This is a genomic window from Halopiger djelfimassiliensis (assembly GCF_000455365.1).
Taxonomy (GTDB): Archaea; Halobacteriota; Halobacteria; order Halobacteriales; family Natrialbaceae; genus Halopiger_B; species Halopiger_B djelfimassiliensis.
The window spans coordinates 691,151-717,566 of the sequence record NZ_HG315685.1 but is presented as its reverse complement, the minus strand read 5'-3'; the positions used below and the strand labels follow the sequence as shown (position 1 = coordinate 717,566).

Here is a 26,416-nt window from a genome sequence, read left to right as displayed (position 1 = left end):
GTGGGGCTTACGGCCTTCACCCTCGGGGTCAAGCCCCGAGGCACTCGGCCTGCCTCGCCTGTAGATCCCGTCGATCTCCTGAGAATCGTTGCCGCCGGAGACGTCGACGGTTTCGCCAGCCGTCAGCGTCGTCGGAAGGACCGTATCGACCGTGGCAGCACCGATACCGAGACTCGAGAGGATGCGTTTCATACGAGAGTACGTCTCGGGCACCCCAATAAATATGTTTCTTTGTTGATGTGAACCGCGGTGCGACGATCGACGCAGCGGCGTCGGTCGATCCGAGAACCGCTCCGGCGAATCCGGATCCTCGCTACTCGTCGACCAGCGTCCATTCGCCGGGGCCGACGGACTCGACGGCGTCGCGGCGTTCCATCTCCGTGAGCACTTCCGGGATGCGGTTCGGCTGGGCGATCTCCATCTCGATGCGATCGATCCCGTGGAACTCCGAGAGATAGTGACGGATTTCCTCACGGGTGAACGACGACTGGTCGGCCTGTTCCATCACGCTCGAGATCAGATCGACCATGTCCTCGATGAAGTTCCACGGGTAGACGATCCAGGTCCAGTCCTCGAGTCGTTCGCCGACGTAGTCGGGTTCGAACTCGCTGGTGCCGAGCAACTGCAGCGTCGCCGTCCGGACTTCGCCGGCGTCGCGGTCGTCGACGTACTCGTAGGCGCGTTCGATCGAGCCGCCGGTGTCGGCGATGTCGTCGATGATGAGCACGTCCTTGCCCTCGACGCTGCCTTCCGGCATCGGATAGCGGACCGTCGGCTCACCGGATTTCTCCGCGGTGCCGACGTAGTGTTCCATCTTCAGGCTCGTGAGGTCGTTCAGCCCGAGGAAGTCACAGAGACACCGGCCGGCGAACCAGCCGCCGCGGGCCAGAGCGACGATGACGTCGGGTTCGAACTCGTCGCGACGAACCTCGTCGCTGACGTCCCGACAGAGGCTGTAAATGTACTCCCAGTTCGTGATCGTACAGTCGAAATCGTCCGGTAAGTCGGACATCTGGTGGCCACCTACTCGAGTGAGGGAGCGGGAACCCCATAAGTGGGCTGAATACGCTTCGTCCGCACGGTTGCAGAGTCTGCATAATGGCCCGAGGATATAACCGTTGGAACAGAGAACTGTCACGGAATGCCCTCCACGCAAGACTACGAGTTCCTGCTCGAGTGCAAGAACGTGATCGGCGTCGACTACGACGAAGAGGAGGACCGCGTCACCGTCTTCGTTTCCCAGAAGCGACCCAAGGACTGCCTCGACGACGCCGACGATGTCGAGAAGCGTGTGGCCGATTCGGGCGACGACGTCGACATCTCGGTCGTCGACTCGGGCTACGACGAGGAGCGCGAGGGGTTCGATGCGCTCTCTGTGCTCGAACCGCTCCCCGAAGCCGCCCCGGGACGGACGGATCGCCACCGACCAGTTCCGGCCGGTGTCAGCGAGATCAACGCGAACTCGACGGCCGGAACCGGCGGACCGTACCCGGCGCGGCTTGCGGAACCCGACGCCGGGAGTGCAACCTGGCACGAGGACGTCGAGTCCGGCGATCTCGTACGCCTCTCGAACAATCACGTCTACGCCCGCTCGAACGCGGCCGACTTCGGCGAACCGATCATCCAGCCGTCGCCGGAGGACGGCGGCGACGCCGACGACGAGGTCGGCGAACTCGTCGGGTACGCCCCGATCGAGGACGGCGTCCGCGTCGACGCCGCCGCGCGATCGGTTGACCCGGATCGGGAGTCGGCGAGCTACTACGAACTCGACGACGAGTGGCCGACCGGCGTTTGGCGCGAGGAGTACGCCGCCCTCCGGGGCGAAACGGTCACGAAAACGGGCCGTACGACCAGCGTCACGAGTGCTGATATCGAGGCGACGAACGCGACCGTCCGTGTCAGTTACCCCGATCGAGGGCCTGTCACACTCCGCGAGCAGGTCGTCGCCGGCTACATGTCCGAGCCCGGCGACAGCGGCTCGCCGGTCTTCCTCGAGGACGGAACCCTTGTCGGCCTCCTCTTCGCCGGCTCGGCCCGACAAACGATCTGTAATCGGATCGCCAACGTCGAGGCGGATCTCGGCGTCGAGATTCTCACGGCCGAGCCGGACGAAACCGGCGATGAGGACGGCGTCCCCGTCTCCGTGACGACGCTGGATCGGACCGTCTCGGTCGACCTCGAGACTCCCGATCTAACGCTCGAGGGCCTCCACTTCGAGGCCGAGCTCCAGCCCGGCGCGACCGTCGACGTGACCGCGACGATTGCCGGCTCGCCGGGCGAGTACTGGCTCGATATCGACGACGAGCGGACGACAACGACGATCGGCGAGGACGGCCAAACCGCAGCAACGCTGCCGGTTTCGGTCCCCGGCGACGCGACCGAGTCGGTGACGATTCGGATTCGCGGTGGGCCGGTCGCCACGCTCGAGTAACGCGCGTTTTCGTACTCTTTGGAACGCGTTCCGTCCTCACGGCGCTCACTTCCTTCCGATACCACTACGGAGGATTACACGAATGGGGATTTCATGAGCGACGGGAGACCAGACAGCACGACACCACACACGGCGGACGCCGTCGATGAGCAGGAGACCGACTTCGAACCGACGGCCGACCCCGATGATACCTGCTTCGTGGTTCTGAACGCGGCGTCTCTCCGCGAACTGCTCGCGGTTTTCCGGCCGATCGAACAGAATGCCCAGTTTTTCGTCCGGGAGGGGATCGGGATCAGGGCACGGAGTCGCAGCGAGTACTGCTACTGGTTCGAGGTCACGATTCCCGTCACCGTCTTCGAGGTGTTCCACACCGATGACGTCGACCTTCACGTAAACGTGGACGCCCTAGAACGAGCGCTCAACCGAACGCAAGCGGATCGAGTCGCTCTGCGCGGGAAGCACGGATCGGTCCTGCTCGACGACGGACGAACGACCTACCGGCTGAAAGCGGACGAGATCCCCCTCGAGGACAGGCGTCGAACCGATCCCTCGGTGCTCGAAGACAGGCCGTTGTTCGACCTGGTCGCCAGTCTGGAGTTCACCGTCCCGGCCGCCAAACTCCAAGCGATCGTCGCTGCTGACGAAGAACGCGATCACGCCGGTATCAGGGTCGATAAAGCCGCTGAGACGGCCGACGTGTTCTTCTTCGATATGGACGGCGGCGACCGGACCGTGAGTATGCGGCTCGCTCCCGACGATTTCGTGTCTCCGCCCGAACTTCCGGTAGCGGACGTCGAGGAGGCGACGGTCGTCACGGCCCCCGTCTGCCGGGAAGCCATCGATCAGGCCGTCTCTCCGATGCGCGGCAACGTAACGATGACCGTCCCGGAACACTCCGATGCGCTTCCGACCCTTATCGAGTACGAACGAGCGGACGGAACGCTATCGGTATCCGGGCGACTCACGAACCGCAAAGGCGCGTATCAAGCGCTCGAGAGCCTCGAATCGGCGGAGTAGGGATCGGGGATTCGGAGCCGCTTCGGAGGCGGCTCACCGTTGTGGCGCGTTAGCCGGCCGCTACAGCCGACGGAACGGCTGAACGATCATCGCCTCACTACGTTCTGACGCAGTACGTCTCGCCGGCACAGTTCGACTATTGGCCAAGCGTGACACGCCGGCTCACTCGAGGTAACGACTCGAGAGCGATCCGATCCCCGGTATCGCAACGGGACAACTATTTATAACTTGGTCATACAACCTAGTTATCGATGGCGAACACGCAAATCGCAGCCGCCCGCGAGGGAACGATCACCGAGGAAATGGAGCGCGTGGCCGAACGCGAGAACCGCGATCCGGAGTTCGTCCGGGAACAGGTCGCCGACGGACAGGCGGTCATTCCGGCAAACACCAACCACGACGCGCTCGATCCGATGATCATCGGCCGGGAGTTCTCGACGAAAGTCAACGCCAACATCGGCAACAGCGAGACCACGAGCGACCTCGAGACGGAACTCGAGAAACTCCACACCGCGGTCCACTACGGCGCGGACACGGTGATGGACCTCGGTACCGGGACCGACCTCGACGAGATCCGTGAAACGCACCTCGAATACTCGCCGGTCCCGCTCGGGACGGTCCCGCTGTACGAGGCGGTCAAACAGGCGGGCAGCCCCGAGGAAATCACGAAAGAGTTGTTGCTCGAGATCATCGAAAAGCAGGCCGAACAGGGCGTCGACTACATGACGATCCACGCGGGGATCCTCGCCGAGCATCTGCCGTTGACCGACGGCCGGAAGACGGGCATCGTCTCCCGCGGCGGATCGATCATGGCGAAGTGGATGGAGGAACACGGCGAGCAGAACCCGCTGTTTCAGGCCTTCGAGGGTATCTGCGAGATATTCGCCGAGCACGACGTCACGTTCAGTCTCGGCGACAGCCTGCGTCCGGGCTGTCTGGCCGACGCCTGCGACGAGGCCCAGTACGCCGAACTCGACACGCTCGGCGAACTCACCCGGCGCGCCTGGGAGTACGACGTTCAGGTGATGGTCGAGGGGCCGGGTCACGTCCCGATGCACAAGATCGCCGAGAACGTACAGCGCCAGCAGAATGTCTGTGACGGCGCACCGTTTTACGTCCTCGGCCCGCTCGTGACCGACGTCGCGCCCGGCTACGACCACATCACGAGCGCGATCGGGGCCGCGATGGCCGCACAGGCCGGCGCGGCGATGCTCTGTTACGTGACCCCCAAAGAGCACCTCGGCCTCCCCGAGGAGGAGGACGTTCGCGATGGACTCGCGGCCTACCGGATCGCCGCACACGCCGGCGACGTGGCCAACGAACGTCCCGGCGCTCGAGACTGGGACGACGCGCTTTCGGAAGCCCGCTACGACTTCGACTGGCGCGAACAGTTCCGACTCGCGCTCGACCCCGATCGCGCCCGCGAGTACCACGATCAGACGCTCCCCGGCGACAACTACAAGGAAGCGCGGTTCTGCTCGATGTGTGGCGTCGAGTTCTGCTCGATGCGGATCGACCAGGACGCCCGCGAGGACGGCGAGATGGAACGGCTGGATACGGAGACGGATCTCGAGGCCTCGCCCGCGGCGGAGGTGAACCTGCCGCCGGTGGGAACACACGACTCCGGTGACCTGCCGCCCGTCGAGGAGTGCGGGGAGTATCCCGCCGAGTCGGCCGGCGACGACTGAGAGACCGGCTCCCCCTGCGAGTTCGGATACGGAAGTGAGCCGGCGACCCAACAGTATCGTTCTCGAGCGGTCACACCGCGGCGGAGCGTGCTCCCGTTTGACCCATATAATACGACGGCACAAAATATTGGGTTCATAATATTTCTCTAGAAAAAATATTTACAGAGATTCATGATACTCGAGGTATGGCGATCGACAAGCCCTCATCGATTCACGATGAGTCCGGGATCGATACCATGAGCCGACGCTCGTTCGCGTCGTCGTTGCTTGCAGCAGGGTTTTCGTTCGGGTCGGCGTTGGCCCTCACTCCGGACGACGTCACAGCGGCAAAGCGTGACGAAGTCCCCATCGTCGTCGGCTACTCGAAGGCTAGCGACGAACCCGACAATAGCCACAAAAAGCGGGTCCCAGCGCGGTGGTACGATCGACTTTCGAAAGCGCGCACGGAGTACGAGAAGTTCCTGAACGGAGCCGAAATCGCGAGCCATCGCGCGACGGACGAAGCAGTCACCGGCGTTTGGGTTTCGGCCGGCTCGGTCGACGGCCAACGCCCGTCCCTCGAGCTCGAGGTGACCGATTCGGAACCCGTCCCGCTCGGGTATCTCGAATCGAACGGGGTTCCGGTAACGGTGCGGCGGGTAGATGCGTCCGAGGGTGCTCCCCCGGAGTCGAGATCCGGAGCCGGGGCAGAACCGGACCCCGAACAGCTCGAGCGAAATCCAGGCCAAAAGATCGGTAACGGCGATGGATACAACGGTACGTTGGGAGCTCCGGTTCGACAGTCACCGACCGAGGAGTGGCACTTTCTGACGTGTCAACACCTCGGCGGCGGATTCGAAGAGGGAGATTCGCTGTACACGAGCGGCTCATCGTCGGCAGCCGAGATCGGAACGATGATCGAGGTGGACTGTGCCGATGACCTTGCCATCGCCGAAGCGAAGAACGGCTATACCCCATCGCGATCGATCGTCGATGAGTCGGAAACCGGTATCTCCGGCGAGTTCAGCAAAGACGGACTCGCCGATCTAGACGAAGGGGACGAGGAAGTCAAGAAGTCGGGACAGAAAACGGGCGTGACGAGTGGAAAAGTCAAATCCCACGACGGAACGGCGTGGGTAGACAAATTCTCGTGCCCGAGGCGGACCAACCAGTTGAAGTGGGGGACCGAAGAAGACGGCGCGGCCGGCGATAGCGGCGCGCCGGTCTACACTGGCCCGCCACACGATTCTCCCGCCGACTGGGTCTGGATAGCGGCCTCCCAACACGCCGTCAGACCGTGGTATCTGGGTGATTTCGTACACGGAACGGCCGCGTGGGTACTCAAAGAACAGTACGACTGGGTGTTTTTCTAGGGGACTTCCCAGCTACGGTGTCGGTTCGCCCGCCAGCGACTCGAGAACGCCGACCGGGCGGTGATCGAGGACCGAGGATTGATACGCCGGTCGACCCACCGGTTCCGTATGGAGACGATTCGGGTCCTGCAGGTCGACGCGTTCACCGACGAACCGCTGACGGGCAACCCCGCGGGCGTCGTGCCCGACGCGGACGGACTCACCGACGAGCAGATGCAGACGATCGCCGCCGAGATGGCCGTCAGCGAAACTGCGTTCCTTCGCTCGAGTGCCGAGGCCGATCGGCGGGTTCGCTACTTTACCCCCACACAGGAGGTCGATCTCTGTGGCCACGCGACCATCGGCTCGTTTTCCCACCTCCACGAGGAGGGACTCGAACCCGGACTGACGACCCTCGAGACGAACGTCGGAATTCTCGAGATCGAGGTCGGAGACGACGGCACGGTCTGGATGACACAGGACACGCCGGAAATCCGCGAGGTCGACGTGGGGTACGACCGCGCGGCCGACGCGCTCGGCGTCGAGCAGGCGGCCCTCGAAGGCGCGAGCGACGACATTCCGCTCGCCGTCGCGTCGACGGGACTTCCCTTCCTGATCGTTCCGATCACCTATCTCTCGGATCTCGGTAGCGCCACGCCGGATATGGCGGCGATCGAAACCCTCACCGAGGCCGTCGATGCGACGGGGATCTACCTCTTTACATTCGACGCGCTCGAGGCCGACTCGACGCTGCACGGACGTATGTTCGCTCCCGGGGCAGGCGTTCCTGAAGATCCCGTTACCGGAACCGCAAGCGGTGCCGTCGGCGCGTACCTCGATCACTTCGGCGCGTTCGATGACGACCTGCCGGACGAACTCCGCCTCGAGCAGGGCCATTACGTCGATCGACCGGGACTGGTTCGCGTTCGGGTCGACGATGCGATCCGCGTCGGCGGCCGCGGCGTGACCGCGCTCGAGGGGACGATCGTCGTTCCCGAGGACGAGGACGACGAAATACTCGAAGCCTGAGGCACTCGCCGACTGCGCCCCGCCGCTCTCGACTCGTAAGCCACGAATTGATCCAATCAATAGTCCGATTAACGTACGTCAGAAAGAGTTAAATATAATTAATTCACAGTTAGCGTGAACGACTGCCCTCCACGCAACGGGAGCCGTGGCAGGACAGTGACCGAATCGTCCGAGGGAGTCCGCGGCCGTGATCGGTGGAGGCACGCCGTTCGAACGGATGACTATGTTACGACTGGAGTCGATACGACGGCGAACGAACGAGCGTACCGGAGCGCAACTACGGATGATCGGCGCTCGAGGGGTGGTGATCGATCCATGAGCGTCGTTGGACGCCAGTACCGGTTGGCCAGAAACTGTACTCGAGCGGTCCTGTCCGCACCGCAGGTTCTCCTGTATCCGGTGCTGGCGACCGTCCTTTCGTTTGGCTACCCGATACTCCTGTTTGGGTACCCGATGGTCGGCGGCTATAATTCGACGGTGATGACTGCCGGCTTCTTGCTGTATCTCGTCATCGTGCCGCTCATCATCTCCTTTTCCATGGTCGCGTACTGTTACGAACTCAACGAACTGTTCGAAGGGAGACAGCCGTCACCGGGCGACGGCGCACGCGTCGCCGCGAACCGACTGCGGCTTGTCGGCGTCGCCGCGCTCGTTTTCGGGACCGGTGGTGCAGCACTCCAGTACCTCGGCCTGTTCGGTCGTATCGGGTCGCGACTCGGTAGCTCCGCCCAGCTCGGGCTCGAGGTCGTACACATGTTCGCGTTCCCGGTCGTGGCGCTTTCGCCGGCCGACGGAACGGTGCGGGACGCCTTCGAGGACGTCGTCGACGCTATGCAAAGCGAATTCGGCGCAGCCACGGTGTCGGCCGTCGGTATTCGCCTGTTAAACGGCCTCATCGTGTCGAGTGGCTTTCTCGCTGCGATCGGGCTGCTGGTGGCCTGGTTCTACCGCGGCGTCGATATCGCCGTCGGTCCGCTGGGGCCGTTCACGCTTCCGATTCTGTTCGTGTTCGGGAGTGCGATCACCGCAAGCGTCGTCGGACTCGCCGTCTCCGGCGTCGTCAAGACGGCGCTGTATCGGTACGCATCGGACGGCGAACTGCCCGCGGAACTCGGCGTCGGCATCGACGACCTGGTCGACACCGCCCCGTCGGACGGCATTCGGCCCCCCGAATCGGGCGCGTTCGCGTGGCTCTCACTCGGCCGACAGCAGGCCGGACGCGCCATCAAGAGCCTCCCGCTGTGGGGCCTCGCCATCACGACGGCGCTCGTGTCCGGGATCGCCGCGTTCTTCATCTCGACGCTCTACACCCGCGTGCTCGAGGGTGCTCTCGGCACGGTCAGGGAAAGCGACGCGAACGTCGAGCAGGTGGCAAACGCCGAGGAGTTCGAAGCGCTGGAACTGGTGTTGGGAGCGGACCCGACCCGTTACGACGTCCAGACGATGCTCGAGTCGCTGCTCGGGTCCGGTGATCTCCTCGGCGTGGTCGTTCTCTCGACGCTGATTCTGACTCTGGGTCCGGTTCTCGGGCTCGTAGTCACGGTGCCGGCGATCATCAAGCGCCGTCGCGACGGCTACTATTCCGAACTCCTTGACGCCGGCTACGGACCACGCGACGTCGTTCTCGGGACGTTCCTGGGACGGTTGACCGCCGCGTCGGTCGTCGTCGTGTTGCCGTCGCTGGTCATCGCTGCAGCCGTCTGGAACCGTCAGGCGGCCGTTGGCGTCCCGTACGTGGTCGCGACGCTTTTCGCGATCGCGTGTATCGGGATCTTCGTTGCGTTCGGCGTTCTCGTCGGTACCGCCGCGAGAGGGTGGAAATCGGCCATCGGTGGCAGCCTCGGCGTGTTGCTTATCCCGTACGTCTTTTCGGGGAACCCGGCCGGCGTAACAAGCGTTCCGGACCGCGACAGCGCGTTAGAGGCCGTTCTGGCTCCGCCGTGGGACTTCCTGCCTGCGGTGCTTACCCGGTTCAACCTGCACAACGTCATCACCGACGGAATGCACTTTTTCGCGCTGTCGAGCGTGGTGGAATCGTTCCCCCGTATTTCCCGGACGGCGCTGAATCCGATCCTCTCCCACGAGGCACCGCCTCAGGAAGCCGTCGCCGAACTGCCGTTTTACCTCCAGCAGTGGTTCGTCTATCCGGTCGTCGCGATCTGGATCGCGATCCCGCTCGTCGCCGCGATCGTGGCGTTCGATCCGGAACTCTAACTACCTCATCCACGTTCGATCGACAGTCGGAGCCGGCGGAAATTCACCGGTGACCGTTTTTCTGAAACGACACTTCCGGCGGCTCGAGCGGCGAAAATCGCCATCTCGACGAGAATCTCATTCGGTTGTGAGTTGCGAATTATGAGGTTTGTTCGCAACCTTCTTTATTCGGTCGGATGACCACGCAGATAGAGATGGCTGTACTCTGGCTGGACGAAATCAGTGCCGACGACCTCGAGAAGGTCGGCGGTAAAGGTGCCTCCCTGGGCGAGCTTACCGGAGCCGGGCTCCCCGTTCCACCGGGATTCGTGGTGACTGCCGGGACATATCGATCGTTCATCGAAGAAGCCGAAATCGACGAGGAGCTGTTCGACGCCGTCGACGTCGACGTCGACGATTCGAGTGCGCTCGCGGCGGCGGCCGACCGGGCGCAGGAACTCATTCTCGAGACGCCGTTTCCCGACGACCTCCGCGAGGAGATCCTCGACTCCTACCGGGAGGTAGGCGACGGCGAGGCGTTCGTCGCCGTCCGTTCGTCGGCGACCGCCGAGGACCTACCGGATGCCTCCTTTGCGGGCCAACAGGAGACGTTCCTCAACGTCACCGAGACGGACCTGCTCGATCGCGTCCGGGAGTGTTGGGCGTCGCTGTTTACCCAGCGGGCGATCTATTACCGGCAGGAACAGGGCTTTGACCACTCAGCGGTCAACATCGCGGTCGTCGTCCAGCAGATGGTCGACGCCGAGAAGTCGGGCGTGATGTTCACCAGCCACCCCTCGACGGGCGATCCGACGATGATCATCGAAGCCGCGTGGGGACTGGGCGAAGCCGTCGTTTCCGGTGCCGTCTCGCCGGATAACTACGTCGTCGACCGTGCCGATCGCGACGTCGACGTTACCGTCGCCGAAAAGAAGGTGATGCACGAGAAAGACGAGGCGACCGGCGAGACCGTCGAACGTGAGGTCCCGGAGGACAAACGCAACACGCGCGTCCTCTCCGACGACGAGATCGACGCGCTCATGGACCTCGGCGAGCGCGTCGAGGACCACTACGGCGAGCCACAGGACGTCGAGTGGGCTATCGTCGCGGGCGAGGTCTACATGCTCCAGTCGCGGCCGATCACGACGATCGACGAAACCGGCGACGCCGCAGCCGAAACCGGAAGCGTCGACGCCGCAAAGGGGCTGACCGACGGCAGCGGCGGCGTACAGGCCGCCGAGGGCGGAAGTGCCGAGACGGGCGACGCGGGTGCCGCCGGCGACGTCGTCGTCGACGGGCTCGGCTCGAGCCCGGGCACCGTAAGCGGGGCCGCCCGCATCGTCACGAAACTCGACGACCTCGACAAGGTCGGCGAGGGCGATATCATCGTCACCGAGATGACGATGCCCGACATGGTGCCCGCGATGAAACGCGCCTCGGGGATCGTCACCGACGAAGGCGGTATGACCAGCCACGCCGCCATCGTCTCGCGGGAACTGGGCGTGCCCGCAGTCGTCGGGACGACGAACGCCACGACCGTCCTCGAGGACGGTCAGGTCGTCACCCTCGACGGCGACAAGGGACAGGTGCTCAAGGGCGAGGAGATCGAACCCGAGGAGGAGACCGAGCCCGTCGAGGAGGTCCGTCCGCAGTCGCCGGTCAAGCCGATGACCGCGACGGAGGTCAAGGTCAACGTCTCCATTCCGGAGGCCGCCGAACGTGCGGCCGCGACGGGTGCCGACGGCGTCGGCCTGCTCCGGACGGAACACATGATCCTCTCGCTGAACCAAACGCCCGCGAAGTTCATCGAGGAAAACGGCAAAGACGCCTACATTCAGGAACTCGTAGGGGGGATCCGCGGCGTCGCCGACGAGTTCTACCCGCGTCCCGTTCGGGTTCGAACCCTCGACGCCCCGACCGACGAGTTCCGCCAGCTCGAGGGCGGCGATGACGAACCCAACGAGCACAACCCGATGCTGGGCTACCGCGGTATCAGGCGGTCGCTCGACCGTCCCGAGGTCTTCGCCCACGAACTCGAGGCGTTCCGCCGGCTCTACGAGATGGGCTATGACAACGTCGAGATCATGTTCCCGCTCGTCAACGACGCCGAGGACGTCTATCGAACCAAGCGGCTCATGACCGAGGCGGGTATCGATCCGGACAAGCGCAAGTGGGGCGTGATGATCGAAACCCCCGCCTCTGCACTGGCGGTCGAGGAGATGGCACAGGCGGGCATCGATTTCGCGTCCTTCGGAACCAACGACCTCACCCAGTATACGCTCGCGGTCGACCGAAACAACGAGAACGTCGCGGATCGCTTCGACGAGTTACACCCGTCCGTACTGCGGCTCATCGGCGACGTCATCGAGACCTGTCGCGAGCACGGCGTCGACACGAGTATCTGCGGTCAGGCCGGCTCCAAACCCGAGATGGTGCAGTTCCTCGTCAACGAGGGCATCAGTTCGATCTCGGCGAACATCGACGCCGTTCGTGACGTCCAACACGAGGTCAAGCGGGTCGAACAGAAATTGTTGCTCGATTCGGTCCGGTAAGCCCGTTCTGTCCCCTTACGCGCCGGTTTTTTGGACTCGGTACCAGCTTCCGTCCCAGCTCAGGAGATACTCGAGCAGCGATTTGAGCGTCAACACGCCGAACGCGGGATACAACAGCGGAGCGAGGGCGACGCTCCAGCAGAGCCCGTCGATGCGGCCGTCCTTGCCGTCGCGCCAGGCGACGATGCCGATCGTTCCGAGCAGGAACACACAGGGGACCAGGAAGGCCGATTCGATCCCGAGAATAAGCAGTACCAGAAGTTTCGAGACGAGTGCAAGGGTAAACAGGCTGCCGAACAGGCTCGAGCACATCCGACCGATCGAGATCAGGCCCCGGCGACCGGCCTGTCCGCGCAGGAGTTCGAGCACGGTCGCGTGCAGGACTTCGATCTGGCCGACGCGCCAGCGCTTTCGCTGTCCCCAGAGGTCGGTCCAGGTGTGGGGTGCTTCCATCGTGTTCGTACAGTGGCGCGCCTGTCTGACCTCGAGGCCCTCGCGGTAACAGGCGTGTGCGAAATCGAGGTCCTCGGTGAGCATGTCGTCGTAGCCGCCGACGCGCTCGAAGGTTTCGCGGGTAAAGACCGTCGACGAGCTCCGGCAGTTCGTGAATCCGAACAGTTCGACGAGCTTGTAACTCGCGTGGAAGACGATCCGTTCGCAGTACGCGACGGTCTCGACGACGCCGGTCGGGCGTGGCACCCGCCGCCCCTGAAAGACGTCCGTGCCGTCGAGTAGTTCGCCCATCGCTGTCGGCAGGAACTCGGGGGCGATCCACTCGTCGGCGTCGAAGACGGCGACGTACTCCGCGTCGGTTTCGCGGACGGCGTGGTTGATCGCACCCGCTTTCGAGCCGGGCTGGCCGTTGAGCGTGTACTCGACCCGGTCGTGGGCCGCCGCGAGCTCCCGGGTCCGCTGGAGCGTCGGCTCGTCGTCCGGTTCCGGGACGATCACGATTTCGAGGTTCTCGTATGCGCTCTCACAGAGACTCTCGATGCTTACGTCCATCACTTCGTGGTCGCGGTAAACGGGAACGACCGCGGTAAGCCGTGGCCCGGCGGTGACCTGCTCGAGCGACTCGCGTGAGGACCACACCTCGCGAACCAACAGCAACCCGGTCACTGCTACGAACCCCGTAAACACCGCGATCGCGGACACTGCCTCGAGGAAGACGAATCGGATAGTAACCGCGATCAGATCGATCGTGAACGTCTGTACCTCCGTTCCGTGTACGAGTCCGACCAGTAATAAAACGAGGACGCCGCCGATCGTGCCCCCGTATTCGACGGCGCGGGACGCTGTCGGAAACATTATCGGTAATCCTCGCCGGGAAATTATAAATATTTGTATTTATTGAGGGTGGCGAAGGGAAATGTGCAGCACACGACCCGCACGAGGCGGACGCCCGGGGCGGCCCGTCCAGTCGGCACGGGAACGCGATGAAGCGCCGGTAAATCGGTTCGCGAGCACGCCACGTTTACGTTGAACCGTTCGCTAAACGCAACTCCTAAACCGGTGAACATCTACATACGTGATATGCAACTCGAGCCGCAGGCGTTCGACCGGGTTCTCTCGTCGATGTGTACGGAACCGCACCCGGTAGCGCGTGAGGCGGCCGAGCGCTTTCTCGCAACGAACCCGGGCGACCCCGGGACGTACCCGACCATCGCGGCGCTGGAGGACGACGCCATCGAACTGCTCGGCGAAATCGCCGGCCTCGAGGACCCGGCCGGCTACGTCACGAGCGGGGGAACGGAAGCGAACATTCAGGCCGTTCGGATCGCCCGCGAGCGGGCCGAAACCGCGTCGCCGAACGTCGTCATGTCCGCGTCGGGCCATTTCAGCTTTCAGAAGGCTGCCGACCTGCTCGGGATCGAACTCCGGGTCGTCCCGACGGACGACGAACATCGGGTCGATCTCGAGGGCGTTCGCGCCTCGGTCGACGAGGAAACGGCGCTCGTGATCGGCGTCGCGGGAACGACCGAGTACGGCCGCGTCGATCCGATCCCCGAGCTCGGCGAGATCGCCCGATCGGTCGACGCCATGCTCCACGTCGACGCCGCGTGGGGCGGATTCGTTCTTCCGTTTACCGACCACGAGTGGCACTTCGACCACGCGCCGGTCGATACGATGGCGATCGATCCTCACAAAATGGGCCAGGCCGCGGTCCCCGCCGGCGGGTTGCTCGCCCGCTCCGAAGGGTTGCTCGACGAACTCGCCGTCGACACGCCCTACCTCGAGTCGACGTCGCAGGCGACGTTGACCGGCACCCGGTCGGGCGCGGGCGTCGCAAGCGCCGTCGCCGCGATGGAGGAACTGTGGCCCGCCGGCTACCGGAGCCAGTACGTCCGCTCCCAGAACAACGCCGACTGGCTCGCCGACGCCCTCGAGAAACGCGGTTACGAGGTCGTCGATCCCGAACTCCCGCTGGTCGCGGCCGACGTCCCGACGTCGACGATCGACGCGTTGCGCGCCCATGGGTGGCGCATCTCCCGAACCGGGACCGGCGAACTCCGGATCGTCTGTATGCCCCACGTCACCCGCGATATGCTCGCCTCGTTCGTCGGGGATCTGGATCGACTCGAGGTGCGCGCGAGCGTCCCGGTCGCCGGCGACGACTAGCGACCCCGAACGCCGTACCGTTACGCGTTTGCCGATCGACGCCGACGGGTGCGTATGGCGATGGATCGGGTCGACGGCGTGGCGCTCGTGGCTATCTGTGGGCTGCTCGTGATCTCGCTCGTCCTCGAGAACGCCCTCGGGGCGGCGATGTTGGGCGGGTTCCTGCTGTCGCTTTCCGTCTGGCGGCTCTACGACGGGCGACCCTGGGAGGCGCTGGGCTGGATCGCCTGGGTCGGCGCAACTGTCGTGCTGATCGTCGGCACCGGCGGACCGGCGACGGCAGTCGCGTTCGCCGGGTTCACGGTGGCGGGGATCGGGATGCTGTTCGGCAGTCGGTTCGGACTGTTTCCCGACGCGTGGACCGTCGATCGAGACGGAACGTAGTGCCACCGCATGTGGACTAAAGACGGATTATTTTTCCGTAATCGGGTATTTCCCGAACTCTTATCAACACTTGTTTACATTTATTCGGAGTATTTACCAAGAATAAGTACCACGTTCCGCTATGGCTGGACAGACGGAACGAGAAACGTGGGCGACACGTTCGGGGTTTATCCTCGCGGCCGTCGGAAGCGCGGTCGGGCTCGGGAACATCTGGCGGTTTCCCTTCATCACGGGCCAGGAAGGCGGGGCGGGGTTTCTCCTCATCTACCTGTTGTTCGTCGCCATCGTCGGGCTGCCGGCGATTCTCGTCGAGTTCGTCATCGGCCGGCGAACGGAACTCAACCCGGTCGGCGCGTTGCGGGAACTCGGCGGCGAGGGCTGGAAGTATCTGGGGTACGTGTTCTTCATCACGGCGTTCGTGATCCTGTCGTACTACAGCGTCGTCGCCGGCTGGTTCGTCAGGTACTTCCTCATCGGTTTCACCGACGGCTACGTCGCGGACGTCGATCAGGCGATGGAACTGTTCGGGGCGATATCGACCGGGACGGATGCGCTCCTGTTTCATGCGCTCTTTATGGCCCTGACGGTCGGCGTCGTCGCCCTCGGAATCAGACAGGGGATCGAACTCGCCGTGAAGTTCCTCGTTCCGCTGATCGTTTTGCTGTTGCTCGTGCTGGTCGGATACGGAGCGACGTTGCCCGAGGCCGGCGAGGCCTACTCCTATTATCTCGCGCCGGACTTCGGTCTCCTCGCCGAGAACTGGATGACGATCCTCCCGACGGCGGCCGGCCAAGCGTTCTTTACCCTCTCGCTCGGGATGGGGATCATGATCACGTACGCGTCGTACCTCGGCGAGGATCGAAACCTCGTCGAGGACGGCCTGATCATCGTCGGCTTCGATACGCTGATCGCCGTGCTCGTCGGCTTCGTCGTCTTTCCGATCATCATCAGCGGCGGCGCGGATCCGGGCGAACAGGCCGTCGGAGCGATCTTTTTCAGTCTGACCGAGGCGTTCGGGTCGATCACCGGCGGCCGGATCCTCGGCATCGTCTTTTTCTTCATGGTCGGGATGGCCGCCCTGTCGAGTTCGATCAGTTTGCTCGAGTTCGTCGTGGCGTATCTCATGGACGAACACGGGCTCGACCGACCGATCGCGGCGGTCGGTGCCGGCGTCGCGATATTCCTCGTCGGCGTCCCCGTGACGGTCGATCTGATCTTTCTCGACCTGCTCGACGGGTTCATGGACGCGGTCTTGCTCGTCTTCGGCGCGCTCATGCTATCGTTGTTCGTCGGCTGGGTGATCCCCGACACCGCTCGAGATGAACTCAGACGGGGCATCGGCGACGTTCGAACGGGGGACGCCGTCTGGATCTGGCTCGTCCGGACCGTCATCGTCGTCGTCCTCGCGATCGCGCTGTATCTCGGCGTCGTCGACTACGTCGGGTTCCTCACGACGGACTTCGCCGACTGGCTCGGGAGTTGACTGCCCGTCGCGTTCGAAGAACAACGTTTTTGCCGTCACCGCCGGTATTCCCGGACGACAATGACGACACACGCTGTCGCTTCTCGTTCTATGCGAATGCAGCGCTAGTGTCGTCAACCGGGAGAACCGTCGCGCTCGGCCGGTCATACGGTATGTACGCGGCGCGAAACCCGGATCGGAGACGGCGAGTACCGCGCGCGAACTGACCGAAAACCGGCGGGTTTTACGCCCGCCACGGCAAGACCACGCACATGAGCAACGACGACTTTCCGACGGACCGTCCCGCGGTCGTGACCTGCGGGTTGCCCTACGCGAACGGCGACCTCCACATCGGTCACCTGCGGGGATACATCGGTGCGGACGCGTTCGACCGCGCCCTCGAAACGCTCGGCCAAGAGACGGCCTACGTCTGCGGCTCGGATATGCACGGCACGCCCGTCGCCGTCAACGCCGAGCAGGAGGGCGTCGACCCCGAGGCGTTCGCACTGGAGTGGCATCGACAGTACGAGGAGACGTTCCCGAAGTTCAACGTCGAGTTCGACAACTACGGCCACACCCACGACGAGACCAACACCGAACTGACCCAGGAGATCGTCCGCGAACTCGACGACCAGGGATACATCTACGAAAAGGAGATACAGGTCGCCTACGACCCCGACGCCGACCAGTACCTCCCCGACCGCTACGTCGAGGGGACCTGCCCCTACTGCGGGGAGAAGGCCCGGGGCGACGAGTGCGACGAGGGCTGTCAGCGCCACCTCGAGCCGGGAGAGGTCGAGGATCCGACGAGTACGATCACGGGCAACCCCGCGGAGTACCGCGAGCGAACGCACAAGTTCTTCGAGGTCTCGGAGTTCGCCGACTTTCTCACCGACTTCCTCGACGATCTCGAAGGGACTTCGAACGCGCGCAACCAGCCCCGCCAGTGGATCGAGGACGGCCTGCAGGACTGGTGTATCACGCGCGATATGGACTGGGGGATCGATTACCCCGCCGCCGACGGTGAAGCCGAGAGCGACCTCGTCCTCTACGTCTGGGTCGACGCGCCGGTCGAGTACATCTCGAGCACGAAACAGTACTCCGAGCGGGTCGGAACGGACGGGTACGACTGGGAACAGGTCTGGAAGGACGAGGGCGACGTCGTCCACTTCATCGGCCGCGACATCATCCAGCATCACACGATCTTCTGGCCCGCGATGCTCGAAGGCGCTGGCTACAACAAGCCCCGCGGGATCGCCGCGACCGGCTTCATCACCATCAACGGCAAGGGCCTCTCGACCAGCCGTAACCGGGCGATCTGGGCCAAAGAGTACCTCGAGGAGGGGTTCCATCCGGACCTGCTGCGGTACTACCTGATGACGACCGGCGGGCTCCAGCAGGACGTCGACTTCTCGTGGGACGCCTTCCAGGAGACGGTCAACGGCGAACTCGTGGGGACGGTCGGCAACTTCTGGTACCGGTCGCTGCTCTTTGCCTACCGGAACTACGAGGGGACCCCGGAGACGGACGTCTCCGCGGAGGTCCACGAGCGGATTCAGGACGCGCTCGCGGACGTTCGCGAGAGCGTCAACGACTACTCGCTGCGCGGCGTCGGGCAGGCCGCCGTTCAGCTCGCCCAGTTCGGCAACGAGTACATCCAGCGCCACGAGCCCTGGAAGCTCACCGACGACGAACCCGAGCGCGCCCGACAGGTCATCCGCGACTGCGTCCAGATCGCCAAGGCCGTCGGCGTCCTCCTCGAGCCGATCGCACCCGACAAGGCCCAGCGACTGTGGGCGCAACTCGGCGAGGAGGGATCGGTCGCGGACGCGCGTCTCGAGGACGCCCTCGAAGCGCCGCCGCGAACCTTCGACGAACCGGGCGAACTCTTCGAGAAGATCGAGGACGATCGCGTCGCTGAACTCAACGAAAAACTCGACGAGCGCGTCGCAGCCGCGGCCGAAACCGAAAGCGACGACACGGACGCCGACGAAACAGGCGATATGACAGCTACCGACGAACTCGAGCCACTGGCCGACGAACGAATCAGCTTCGAGGACTTTCAGGAACTCGACGTTCGCGTCGGTCGGATCGAGGCGGCCGAAGGGATCGAGGGCGCGGACGACCTCGCGCGTCTCGAGGTCGACATCGGCTTCGAGACGCGACAGGTCGTCGCCGGCATCAAGCAACTGCACGATCTCGAGGAACTGCCCGGCGAGAAGTGCATTCTGCTTGCGAACATGGAGCCAGCGGAACTGTTCGGCGTCGAATCCAACGGGATGATCCTCGCGGCGGGTGAGGAGGCGGACCTGCTGACGACCCACGGCGACGCCGCGGTCGGCGAGAAGGTACAGTAACGCGACTCAGGGCGTATCGGCGGCATCTTTCGCTGTTTGTCCGTGGTCCCGTCCAGAATCGATCGTCGCCTTCGGGCGTGTACGGCGGTCGTCTTCGTGTTCTCGTGCACGTTTTCCCCGTTCGGCGTCGATCTCACCCGCTCGACCGCCGGCTTTCCGGGCGGCCGTGTCGGTGCCGTCGGGTCCAAGGGCGTAGTCGGCGGCGTCGTCGCAGTGTGTTACCTGCTGGTCGGTTCCCTTCTCGGGGCGATCGGCGGCTGGACTGCACCGCCTGCCTGACCTCGAGCGGTCCGATCGGTCGCCGGAACCGTCACGGTAGACCGGATCTCGCGGCTGGATGCCGGCGACTCACAGGAAGTTCCAGTACGCCAGAAGCCAGCAGAACACGACGATGCTGGCGACCACGAGCGTGTAATGGATCCGAGAGAGGATCCCCCAGTATCCCTCATACCAGGCGACGGCGACGGCGGCGACGGCCGCTGTCGCACCGAGTGTGCCGAGAAGCGGCAGGGTCGACACGAGTTCGAACGCCAGCGGCGGATCGCTAAACAGGGTGTACGGCTGGTCGTCCAGCAACGCGATCGTCCCGATGACGAACCCGAACACGCACGCGATCGCGCCGCCGGCGATCCACCGTGCGCGGGCCGGGGACAGGACTGCCGTCAGCCCCCCGCGACCGGCGGTCGAGTTCGCCGACGACGGTTCGGTGCCCGTCTCCGGGCTGGATTCGATCGATAGGCCGGGTCCGGCTGGCTCGTCCGCCGTCGGGGCGTCGCTCGAGTCGGTCTCGTCCCTGCCGCCGACGACCCGTCGTTTCGCCCAGCCGAGCGGCCAGCCGACTGCTCCGGAGAGCGTCCCGAGGGCAGACGCTGCCGCGAGGTTCCGGTGTACCGAGAGCGACTCGTGCGGGGCAATGCGCTCGAACGCATGAAACCCCAGAAACAGGTGGGTGATCTCGCCGTCGGTCGCGCCGAACGCGAGTCTGTCCTCGCCGTCGACGGCGTCGAAGACCAGCGGCTCCCGCTGGACCCAGCGGGTCGGCCCGCCGCCGAAGTCGGTCACGAGGTAGCCGTCCCCGTCGACGCCGACGTCGACCTCGCCGGCCTGGAGCGCCGTCGGCAGCCGTGCACGCGTCGATTTCGCGATCCGGACGCCGCGATACGTGCCCTCGAGCGCCGCCACCCGGTCCGGTCGTCCGTCGGGTTCGGGGACCGACGGCTCCGTCTCGGGTCGGGGGACGAACTCCTCGACGAACGCGTCGACGAACTCGCCGTTCGCCAGAGCGCCGCTGTCGGTGTTGTACGAGACGAAGAGTCCGAGATCGTACTCGGGGACCAACAGGAGGTAGCTGTAGAACGAGCCGGGAATCGCCCCGTCGTGTTCGAGCACGCGGACGCCGCGTCGCTCGTCCTCGAGCAGTCCGAACGCGATCCCCGGAATCGCGTCGTGGTGGGTGAACCACTGCTCGTGCATTCGCTCGACGGTTTCGGGAGCGAGCACCCGTTCGCCGTCGACGATCCCCCCGCCGAGGTGTGCGCGCATGAACCGGGCCATGTCGGCCGCCGTCGCGGTCGCAGCGCCGGCCGGGGCGATCTCGAGGAACAGGTCGGGGGCGTCCCGTCGCGGCCCGGCGGTCGCCGTGTAGCCGTTCGAAACCGCGGCGTCGTCCGGAACCGGCTGTTCGAACGTCGTGTCGGCCATCCCCAGCGGCTCGAACAGGCGGCGGGCGAGGGCGTTCTCAAAGGTCGTCCCGGTCACGTCGGCGACGATCTGTGCCGCGAGCGCGGCCCCGTAGTTCGAGTACGACGCGATGCGGCCCGGCGGACGGACCCGTTCGGGCAGTTCCTCCTCGAGGACCCGATCCAGCGGCCGCACGTCGTCCGGATCCGTGACCCAAGTCCCCCGGAAGCGTTCCTCGAAGCCGGCCGTATGCGTCGCCAGATGCGCGACGGTGATCGGTTCGTCGCCCGGCGGGGGCGACACGGACTCGAGGGACGTCCGCACGTCCTCGTGTGGGTCGATCCGGCCGTCCTCGAGCAACTGCATGACGGCGGTCCAGACGAGCGGCTTCGAAATCGAGCCGATCCGAAACCGCGTCCGTTCGGCGTCGACCGCGGTCCCGTCGTCGACGTCGGCGACTCCGTACCCTTTCGTGAGTTCGACGGCGTCACCGGAGACGACGGCGACCGACGCGCCGGCGACGTCGTGTTCGTCCAGAAGCGTCCCCAGTCGCTCGTCGACGAACGACTCGAGATCGTCGAGATCGGGTGTGGCGTCCGGCGGCGACCCAGCAGTGCTCGAGAACGCTGCGGTATCGTTCGTTGCGTCCGGTCGGGCGTGCGGTTCGGCGGCGGTCCGTGGAAGGCGGCCGGCGAGCGTCGCCAATCCCAGCGCGGCCGACCCTGCGAGGACCCGTCTACGCGGGAGCTGTTTCGACATCGGGTAGCGATTACGGATGGGACGGCATATGTATTTGGAGCAATAGTTTTCTCCCAGCCGGTGATCGGACGGACGATGACACAACAGGAGCAAACCGACGATCGGACCGCGTTCGAACGCCCCGCCGATCCGTTCAAGGCACTCGGTAACGGGACGCGCCTCGAGATCCTGCGGGCGCTGTACGAACGAGGACGGCAGTCACCGACCGGCGGTGGATCGCTCTCGTACTCGGAGCTTCGCGACGCGGTCGGCATCGAGGACAAGGGGAACTTCAACTATCACCTGCGCCAGCTCGATGGACGGTTCGTCGACCGCGCACCGAACGGCGGGGAAGACGACGGGAACGGGTATCGGCTGACGTTTGCGGGGTTTGAGATCGCGAAGGTGATCGATGTCGACGCCTGGCGATCACACGAATCGCTCGGTCCCATCGCGCTCGAGGCGGGAGCGGACGGGACCGAGACGGCGGACACCGATACCGGAACCGGTGAGAAGCCACTGACCGCAACGTACGAGGACAGCGTCGTCGAGATCCGACGGGACGACGTTTCCCTGTACGCGCATGCCGTTCGCCCCGCGGGCGCGGTCGACCGGGGGATGGAACTGGACGCGCTGCTCGACGTGGTTTCGACGCTGTGGCGACACACGATCGACCGCATCCTCCGGGGAATCTGCCCGTACTGCCACGCCACGGTCGAGCGATCGTTCGCGGACGAGGACGCGGGGTACTGGACGCACTCGTTTACCGCGACCTGTCCGGAATGCGGATCGCTGGGCGGCTCACACGTCGGTGCCGTGGCGCTCACGCATCCAGCAGTCGTCTCGCTGTTCTGGGAGCACGACATCGATGTTACCGAACGGCGGTTCTGGACCGTCCCGTTCGTCGACGACGAGGCGGTCACCGTCGTCGACGAAACCCCGCGACGGCTGCGTCTCGACGTCGAGCTCGAGGGGGAGCGGCTCGAATGCTTCGTCGACGATACCGTCCGAATCGTCGAAACCCACCGCGTCGACGCCGACGGATAACTCAGATCTCGTCGACCAGTTGCGAGAAGGCGTCGGTGTCGATGACCTCCATCGTCTGCCCCTCGAGCCCGTGTCGACGCAGCGTCAGCGCGGACTTGAACCCCGCCTCGCGGTCGGCCGCCTCGAAAACGATGAGGAAATCGTGTTCCCCGAGGATGGCGTAGGCGTCCTCGAGCGTGGCGTTGTGCTGTTCGAACTCCGTTCGGATCTCGCCCCAGATCGACGCCAGTTCCTGTGCGTTCTGGACGGACCGATCCTCGAGTTGGATGAGCGATGCGTACGTGGGCATACACACCGAACCATGGGAAAGCGGAAAACGATTCGCGTGGCACAGGACGGGACGAATGTAAACTCAATTTCGAGTAAAGTAACCATCTTTTTTGTAGTGCCCGCGCTATCTGGGGGTATGAGAAACGCAAAGATCGTCTGTACGCTGGGTCCCGCGTCGAACGATCGGGGGACGATCCGCGAACTCGCCGCGGCCGGGATGTCGGTCGCGCGGTTGAACGCGAGCCACGGAAGCCGCGAGGATCGCGCCGACCTCATCGATCGGGTCCGAGACGTCGACGCGGAACGGGACGAACCCGTCGCCGTGATGCTCGACATGCAGGGGCCGGAGATCCGGACCGCGCCGCTTCCCGACGGGGAGACGGTACACCTCGAGACCGGCTCCGAGATCCGGTTCGTCGAAGGCGACGAGGTAACGCCGGAGACGGTCGGTCTCTCGCTGTCGATCGACGCCATCGAACCCGGCGATCGCATCCTGCTCGACGACGGACTGATCGAGACGACGGTCACGGCCCACGAGGGGGAGACGATCCGTGCTCGAGTCGACACCGGCGGCGAGCTGGGCGGCCGCAAGGGCGTCAACGTCCCCGGCGTCGATCTGGATCTCGACATCGTCACCGAAAAGGACAGACGGGACCTCGAACTCGCCGCCGAGAAGGACGTCGACTTCGTCGCGGCGAGTTTCGTCCGGGACGCCGACGACGTCTACGAGGTCAGCGAAGTGCTCGAGGATCTGGGCGCGGAGATCCCGATCGTCGCAAAGATCGAACGGGCCGGTGCGGTCGACAATCTCGACGAGATCGTCGAGGCCGCCTACGGGATCATGGTCGCACGGGGAGACCTCGGCGTGGAGTGTCCGATGGAGGACGTCCCGATGATCCAAAAGCGGATCATCAGGAACTGCCGCGAGGCCGGGATCCCGGTCATCACGGCGACGGAAATGCTCGACTCGATGGTTCACGCTCGCCGCCCCACGCGAGCGGAGGCATCGGACGTTGCAAACGCCGTCCTCGACGGCACCGACGCCGTGATGCTCTCGGCCGAGACGGCCATCGGTGACCACCCCGTCGACGTCGTCGACGCGATGGACAGCATCGTCCGCGAAGTCGAACGCTCCGAGGAGTACGCCGAACTGCTCGAGCAACGGGTACCCGCCTCGGGCGAGGCACGGACGGACGCCCTCGCCCGCTCGGCGCGGTTTCTCGCCCGCGACATCGGCGCTGACGCTGTCGTAGCCGCGACCGAGTCCGGTTACACCGCCCTGAAGACCGCGAAGTATCGTCCCGGCGTTCCCGTCGTCGCCTCGACGCCGAACAACGAGGTCCGCCGCCAACTCGCCCTTTCGTGGGGCGTCACACCGCTGTATGCCCAGGTCTCGAATCAGGGAGCCGACGCCGTCGTCGAGAAGGCCGTGCAGGCGGCCCTCGAGGCCGGGGTCGCCGAAAGCGGGGACACCGTCGTCGTCCTCTGTGGCATGATGACGGAGCTCGAGGGAGCGAACACGACGAACATGCTGAAAGTCCACGTCGCTGCGGAAGCGCTGACGACGGGCCGAGTCGTCGTCGAAGGGCGTAGCAGCGGCCCGCTCGTCCGGGCTCCGGACGGCGACCTCGCGGACGTTCCGGAGGGAGCGATCCTCGCACTCCCCGCCGACTTCGACGGGGAGTTCACCGGCGACATCGAGAAGATCGGCGGGATCGTGTACGCACAGCGTGGAATGACCGGCTACCCGGCGCTGGTCGCCCGTGAGATGGACATCCCGATGATCAGCGGCGCGGACGTCTCCGAGACCGAGGGCGATACGACCGTGACGCTCGACGCCGAACGCGGCGTCGTCTACGGTGGCCACATCGGCGACCGAACCGATCGGGACTGAGACTGAAACGCGTCTGCCCGTGGTTCTCGACGGCCGGGCGTCGACGCGAATGACCGCGGGTTTTTGACCGCGGGCCCACTACGGGTTCGTATGGCAGACGATGCGTCCGGGCCGGAACGCGACGAAGACGACCCAGCGCCGCCGTCACGGGATCCGGACGGTCCCGGGCCGTCGACGCCGGCCGACGGGTTCGACTCCGACTACGACGTCGAAACCCCCTCGAGAACCGTCCAGAGCGAAGCCGATTCGGGGAGCGACGAGAGCTACCACGAGCGAATCCCGATCGATCTCTCCGGCGCAAACGGGGCGGACGAACCCGAGGACGACGAATACACTCCTGAACCGAGTTCGACGCCGATCGAAGCCGGGGATCCGGACCTCGAGAACGCGGTGTTCGTCCTGCTCGGCGCGATCGCGATGATCCTCCTGATCGTCCACATGCTTTCGCTCCCGTTCTGACCGTCGGATCGGGCGGTACAGCTATGGGGTTCCCGTGTGATACGTTCCGACGAACCCATGGGGACTGCCCAGGCGGTCCTCGACCGCTATGCCGACGACACGCCTTACGAGACCCTCTCAAAGCGGTTTCTTGAGTCCGATCGCTGGACCGGTGACGACCCCGTGTTGCTCCTCGCCGAGGCCGCCGCCGCGACGACCGGACAGCGCTTTGGCGGCATCAGGTCGACCGTCGAGCGCTTTCACGACGCGTTCGTCTCCACCGGCCGCGTCGATTCGCTCGCGAGCCTCGCGGCGCTGGACTTCGAAGACGACGCGCTCGTCGCCGCCTTCGGTGCCCGGCGGAAGCGTCGCGTCCTGCTCGAGGCGGCGTCCATCCTTGCGAGTCGCCCGGAAGCCGCGGACCGCACCGCGTTACGGGCGTGGGCCGCCGAAGCCGACCACTACCGGTACGCCGAGGACCCGATCGGAGCCATTTCGGGCGTCGGCCCTGCGACCTTCCAGTACTTGCGACAGCTCGCCGGCGTCGATGCAGTGAAACCGGATCCACAGGTCCGGCGTCTCATCACGGCCATCGACGCCGCCCTCGGGCCGTCGCCGCTCGATACCTCGACGCCCCTGCGGACGATCGCCTCCTGTGAGTGGCTGTCGCTGACCACCGCGTACCGGCCGCTCGAGATCGACCGGATCGCGTGGTGGACGTTCACCGACGCGGACGAACGCGAGGCCGTCGTTGCGACACACCGCGATCGCTCGCTCGCGGACGGCACCGGAGGCGGCCGCGAGGACTAGATCTCGGTCAGTTCCCGGGCGCGTTCGAGTCCGGTCTCGACCTCCGCTTCGGTGGTCTCGAGCGGGTCGACGATCTCGTCGGGCAACTGCATCCGATCGGCGAGTTCCAGCAGCGTCTCGAGTTTCGTGAGTTCGAGTCGCTCGATCGAACGCCCGAGTTCGGCTTCGACGAGGTCGCCAAGCGGCGGCTGCTGGACGTCCTCGACGAGCGCCTCGCGCTCCTCCCGGAACCCCGCAAGCGGGGCACTCTCGAGTTCCCCCGGGTCGGCCTCGACCGCGTCGAAGATCGGTTCGAGACGGCCGATCTGTTCGGTCGTGGTCTCGCTGTGAGCCATGTAAAACTCCTCGAGGTCCTCGTCGGTCGCGGCCTCGGCCAGTTCGGTCTGGAGGTCCTCGAGTTCGCGCTCGAGGTGATAGAGTTCGCGAAGCTTCCGGACGAACAGGTCGCGTTCGCTTTCGATCATCCCGTCAGCGGC

At 64.9% G+C, this 26,416-nt stretch carries 22 protein-coding genes; 16 read left to right on the top strand and 6 right to left on the bottom strand.

The window, feature by feature from the left end:
- Together TX80_RS09415 and TX80_RS09410 are read right to left on the bottom strand one after the other, a co-directional pair.
- On the bottom strand, window positions 1-192 hold a 192-nt coding region (locus TX80_RS09415; RefSeq protein ID WP_049922847.1), incomplete at its 3' end, for a sporulation protein.
- Window positions 193-313: 121 nt separating this feature from the next.
- Entirely contained in the window at window positions 314-1,012 is a 699-nt protein-coding gene (locus TX80_RS09410) for a phosphoribosyltransferase (protein ID WP_049922846.1), read from the bottom strand.
- A gap of 129 nt (window positions 1,013-1,141) precedes the next feature.
- Here TX80_RS09410 and TX80_RS09405 point away from each other — a divergent pair, with 129 nt between their 5' ends.
- The 7 genes from TX80_RS09405 to ppsA all read left to right on the top strand — a co-directional run bounded on the left by TX80_RS09405 (window position 1,142) and on the right by ppsA (window position 12,241).
- On the top strand, window positions 1,142-2,431 hold the full coding sequence (locus TX80_RS09405) for a hypothetical protein (RefSeq protein ID WP_049922845.1): 1,290 nt from the start codon (window positions 1,142-1,144) through the stop codon (window positions 2,429-2,431).
- Window positions 2,432-2,524: 93 nt separating this feature from the next.
- Window positions 2,525-3,448 (top strand): hypothetical protein, encoded by a 924-nt coding sequence (locus TX80_RS09400; protein WP_049922844.1) that lies wholly within the window; start codon window positions 2,525-2,527, stop codon window positions 3,446-3,448.
- A gap of 251 nt (window positions 3,449-3,699) precedes the next feature.
- The gene (gene thiC / locus TX80_RS09395; RefSeq protein WP_049922843.1) at window positions 3,700-5,136 is read left to right on the top strand and encodes a phosphomethylpyrimidine synthase ThiC; all 1,437 of its coding nucleotides are present in this window, start codon (window positions 3,700-3,702) and stop codon (window positions 5,134-5,136) included.
- Between the two features lie 185 nt (window positions 5,137-5,321).
- Window positions 5,322-6,488: a hypothetical protein gene (locus TX80_RS09390; protein ID WP_049922842.1), complete on the top strand. Its 1,167-nt coding sequence runs from the start codon at window positions 5,322-5,324 to the stop codon at window positions 6,486-6,488.
- A 108-nt stretch (window positions 6,489-6,596) separates the two neighbouring features.
- Window positions 6,597-7,496, top strand: coding sequence for a PhzF family phenazine biosynthesis protein (locus TX80_RS09385; RefSeq protein ID WP_049922841.1), 900 nt, complete (start codon window positions 6,597-6,599; stop codon window positions 7,494-7,496).
- 315 nt (window positions 7,497-7,811) lie between these two features.
- Window positions 7,812-9,710 (top strand): ABC transporter permease subunit, encoded by a 1,899-nt coding sequence (locus TX80_RS09380; RefSeq protein ID WP_049922840.1) that lies wholly within the window; start codon window positions 7,812-7,814, stop codon window positions 9,708-9,710.
- A 194-nt stretch (window positions 9,711-9,904) separates the two neighbouring features.
- Window positions 9,905-12,241 (top strand): phosphoenolpyruvate synthase, encoded by a 2,337-nt coding sequence (gene ppsA / locus TX80_RS09375; RefSeq protein WP_049922839.1) that lies wholly within the window; start codon window positions 9,905-9,907, stop codon window positions 12,239-12,241.
- Between the two features lie 15 nt (window positions 12,242-12,256).
- Here the strand turns inward: ppsA and TX80_RS09370 are convergent, their stop codons facing one another.
- The gene (locus tag TX80_RS09370; protein ID WP_049922838.1) at window positions 12,257-13,549 is read right to left on the bottom strand and encodes a glycosyltransferase; all 1,293 of its coding nucleotides are present in this window, start codon (window positions 13,547-13,549) and stop codon (window positions 12,257-12,259) included.
- A 225-nt stretch (window positions 13,550-13,774) separates the two neighbouring features.
- Between TX80_RS09370 and mfnA the strand changes: the two genes are divergently transcribed.
- The 5 genes from mfnA (at window position 13,775) to TX80_RS09345 (ending at window position 19,342) form a co-directional block, all read left to right on the top strand.
- Complete coding sequence (gene mfnA / locus TX80_RS09365) at window positions 13,775-14,860, top strand: tyrosine decarboxylase MfnA (protein WP_049922837.1); 1,086 nt, start codon at window positions 13,775-13,777, stop codon at window positions 14,858-14,860.
- A gap of 54 nt (window positions 14,861-14,914) precedes the next feature.
- On the top strand, window positions 14,915-15,244 hold the full coding sequence (locus tag TX80_RS09360; RefSeq protein WP_049922836.1) for a hypothetical protein: 330 nt from the start codon (window positions 14,915-14,917) through the stop codon (window positions 15,242-15,244).
- A gap of 121 nt (window positions 15,245-15,365) precedes the next feature.
- Window positions 15,366-16,727: a sodium-dependent transporter gene (locus TX80_RS09355; RefSeq protein WP_049922835.1), complete on the top strand. Its 1,362-nt coding sequence runs from the start codon at window positions 15,366-15,368 to the stop codon at window positions 16,725-16,727.
- A 251-nt stretch (window positions 16,728-16,978) separates the two neighbouring features.
- Window positions 16,979-19,063: a methionine--tRNA ligase gene (gene metG, locus TX80_RS09350; protein WP_049922834.1), complete on the top strand. Its 2,085-nt coding sequence runs from the start codon at window positions 16,979-16,981 to the stop codon at window positions 19,061-19,063.
- A 42-nt stretch (window positions 19,064-19,105) separates the two neighbouring features.
- On the top strand, window positions 19,106-19,342 hold the full coding sequence (locus TX80_RS09345) for a hypothetical protein (protein ID WP_049922833.1): 237 nt from the start codon (window positions 19,106-19,108) through the stop codon (window positions 19,340-19,342).
- 69 nt (window positions 19,343-19,411) lie between these two features.
- On the opposite strand, the gene TX80_RS09340 is transcribed toward TX80_RS09345, so the two are convergent.
- Entirely contained in the window at window positions 19,412-21,502 is a 2,091-nt protein-coding gene (locus TX80_RS09340) for a serine hydrolase domain-containing protein (protein ID WP_049922832.1), read from the bottom strand.
- A 75-nt stretch (window positions 21,503-21,577) separates the two neighbouring features.
- Here TX80_RS09340 and TX80_RS09335 point away from each other — a divergent pair, with 75 nt between their 5' ends.
- Window positions 21,578-22,528 (top strand): winged helix-turn-helix domain-containing protein, encoded by a 951-nt coding sequence (locus TX80_RS09335; protein WP_049923211.1) that lies wholly within the window; start codon window positions 21,578-21,580, stop codon window positions 22,526-22,528.
- A gap of 1 nt (window position 22,529) precedes the next feature.
- On the opposite strand, the gene TX80_RS09330 is transcribed toward TX80_RS09335, so the two are convergent.
- A complete protein-coding gene (locus TX80_RS09330; protein WP_049922831.1) occupies window positions 22,530-22,817 on the bottom strand; it encodes a GYD domain-containing protein in 288 nt (95 codons plus the stop codon).
- 117 nt (window positions 22,818-22,934) lie between these two features.
- Here TX80_RS09330 and pyk point away from each other — a divergent pair, with 117 nt between their 5' ends.
- The 3 genes from pyk (at window position 22,935) to TX80_RS09315 (ending at window position 25,940) form a co-directional block, all read left to right on the top strand.
- Window positions 22,935-24,692 (top strand): pyruvate kinase, encoded by a 1,758-nt coding sequence (gene pyk / locus TX80_RS09325; protein ID WP_049922830.1) that lies wholly within the window; start codon window positions 22,935-22,937, stop codon window positions 24,690-24,692.
- A gap of 90 nt (window positions 24,693-24,782) precedes the next feature.
- Window positions 24,783-25,151, top strand: coding sequence for a DUF7312 domain-containing protein (locus TX80_RS09320; RefSeq protein ID WP_049922829.1), 369 nt, complete (start codon window positions 24,783-24,785; stop codon window positions 25,149-25,151).
- A 57-nt stretch (window positions 25,152-25,208) separates the two neighbouring features.
- On the top strand, window positions 25,209-25,940 hold the full coding sequence (locus TX80_RS09315; RefSeq protein ID WP_049922828.1) for a hypothetical protein: 732 nt from the start codon (window positions 25,209-25,211) through the stop codon (window positions 25,938-25,940).
- Here the strand turns inward: TX80_RS09315 and TX80_RS09310 are convergent.
- Window positions 25,937-26,404 (bottom strand): DUF892 family protein, encoded by a 468-nt coding sequence (locus TX80_RS09310; RefSeq protein WP_049923210.1) that lies wholly within the window; start codon window positions 26,402-26,404, stop codon window positions 25,937-25,939. The genes TX80_RS09315 and TX80_RS09310 overlap by 4 nt on opposite strands.
- Window positions 26,405-26,416: the final 12 nt, after the last annotated feature.

Coding starts and splice junctions, on each gene's coding strand:
- TX80_RS09390 (WP_049922842.1), top strand. CDS start 5,322: ATGGCGATCGACAAGCCCTCATCGATTCACGATGAGTCCGGGATCGAT.
- thiC (WP_049922843.1), top strand. CDS start 3,700: ATGGCGAACACGCAAATCGCAGCCGCCCGCGAGGGAACGATCACCGAG.
- TX80_RS09405 (WP_049922845.1), top strand. CDS start 1,142: ATGCCCTCCACGCAAGACTACGAGTTCCTGCTCGAGTGCAAGAACGTG.
- TX80_RS09335 (WP_049923211.1), top strand. CDS start 21,578: ATGACACAACAGGAGCAAACCGACGATCGGACCGCGTTCGAACGCCCC.
- TX80_RS09410 (WP_049922846.1), bottom strand. CDS start 1,012: ATGTCCGACTTACCGGACGATTTCGACTGTACGATCACGAACTGGGAG.
- TX80_RS09370 (WP_049922838.1), bottom strand. CDS start 13,549: ATGTTTCCGACAGCGTCCCGCGCCGTCGAATACGGGGGCACGATCGGC.
- mfnA (WP_049922837.1), top strand. CDS start 13,775: ATGCAACTCGAGCCGCAGGCGTTCGACCGGGTTCTCTCGTCGATGTGT.
- ppsA (WP_049922839.1), top strand. CDS start 9,905: ATGGCTGTACTCTGGCTGGACGAAATCAGTGCCGACGACCTCGAGAAG.
- TX80_RS09380 (WP_049922840.1), top strand. CDS start 7,812: ATGAGCGTCGTTGGACGCCAGTACCGGTTGGCCAGAAACTGTACTCGA.
- TX80_RS09330 (WP_049922831.1), bottom strand. CDS start 22,817: ATGCCCACGTACGCATCGCTCATCCAACTCGAGGATCGGTCCGTCCAG.
- TX80_RS09310 (WP_049923210.1), bottom strand. CDS start 26,404: ATGATCGAAAGCGAACGCGACCTGTTCGTCCGGAAGCTTCGCGAACTC.
- metG (WP_049922834.1), top strand. CDS start 16,979: ATGAGCAACGACGACTTTCCGACGGACCGTCCCGCGGTCGTGACCTGC.
- pyk (WP_049922830.1), top strand. CDS start 22,935: ATGAGAAACGCAAAGATCGTCTGTACGCTGGGTCCCGCGTCGAACGAT.
- TX80_RS09320 (WP_049922829.1), top strand. CDS start 24,783: ATGGCAGACGATGCGTCCGGGCCGGAACGCGACGAAGACGACCCAGCG.
- TX80_RS09340 (WP_049922832.1), bottom strand. CDS start 21,502: ATGTCGAAACAGCTCCCGCGTAGACGGGTCCTCGCAGGGTCGGCCGCG.
- TX80_RS09385 (WP_049922841.1), top strand. CDS start 6,597: ATGGAGACGATTCGGGTCCTGCAGGTCGACGCGTTCACCGACGAACCG.
- TX80_RS09360 (WP_049922836.1), top strand. CDS start 14,915: ATGGCGATGGATCGGGTCGACGGCGTGGCGCTCGTGGCTATCTGTGGG.
- TX80_RS09315 (WP_049922828.1), top strand. CDS start 25,209: ATGGGGACTGCCCAGGCGGTCCTCGACCGCTATGCCGACGACACGCCT.
- TX80_RS09355 (WP_049922835.1), top strand. CDS start 15,366: ATGGCTGGACAGACGGAACGAGAAACGTGGGCGACACGTTCGGGGTTT.
- TX80_RS09400 (WP_049922844.1), top strand. CDS start 2,525: ATGAGCGACGGGAGACCAGACAGCACGACACCACACACGGCGGACGCC.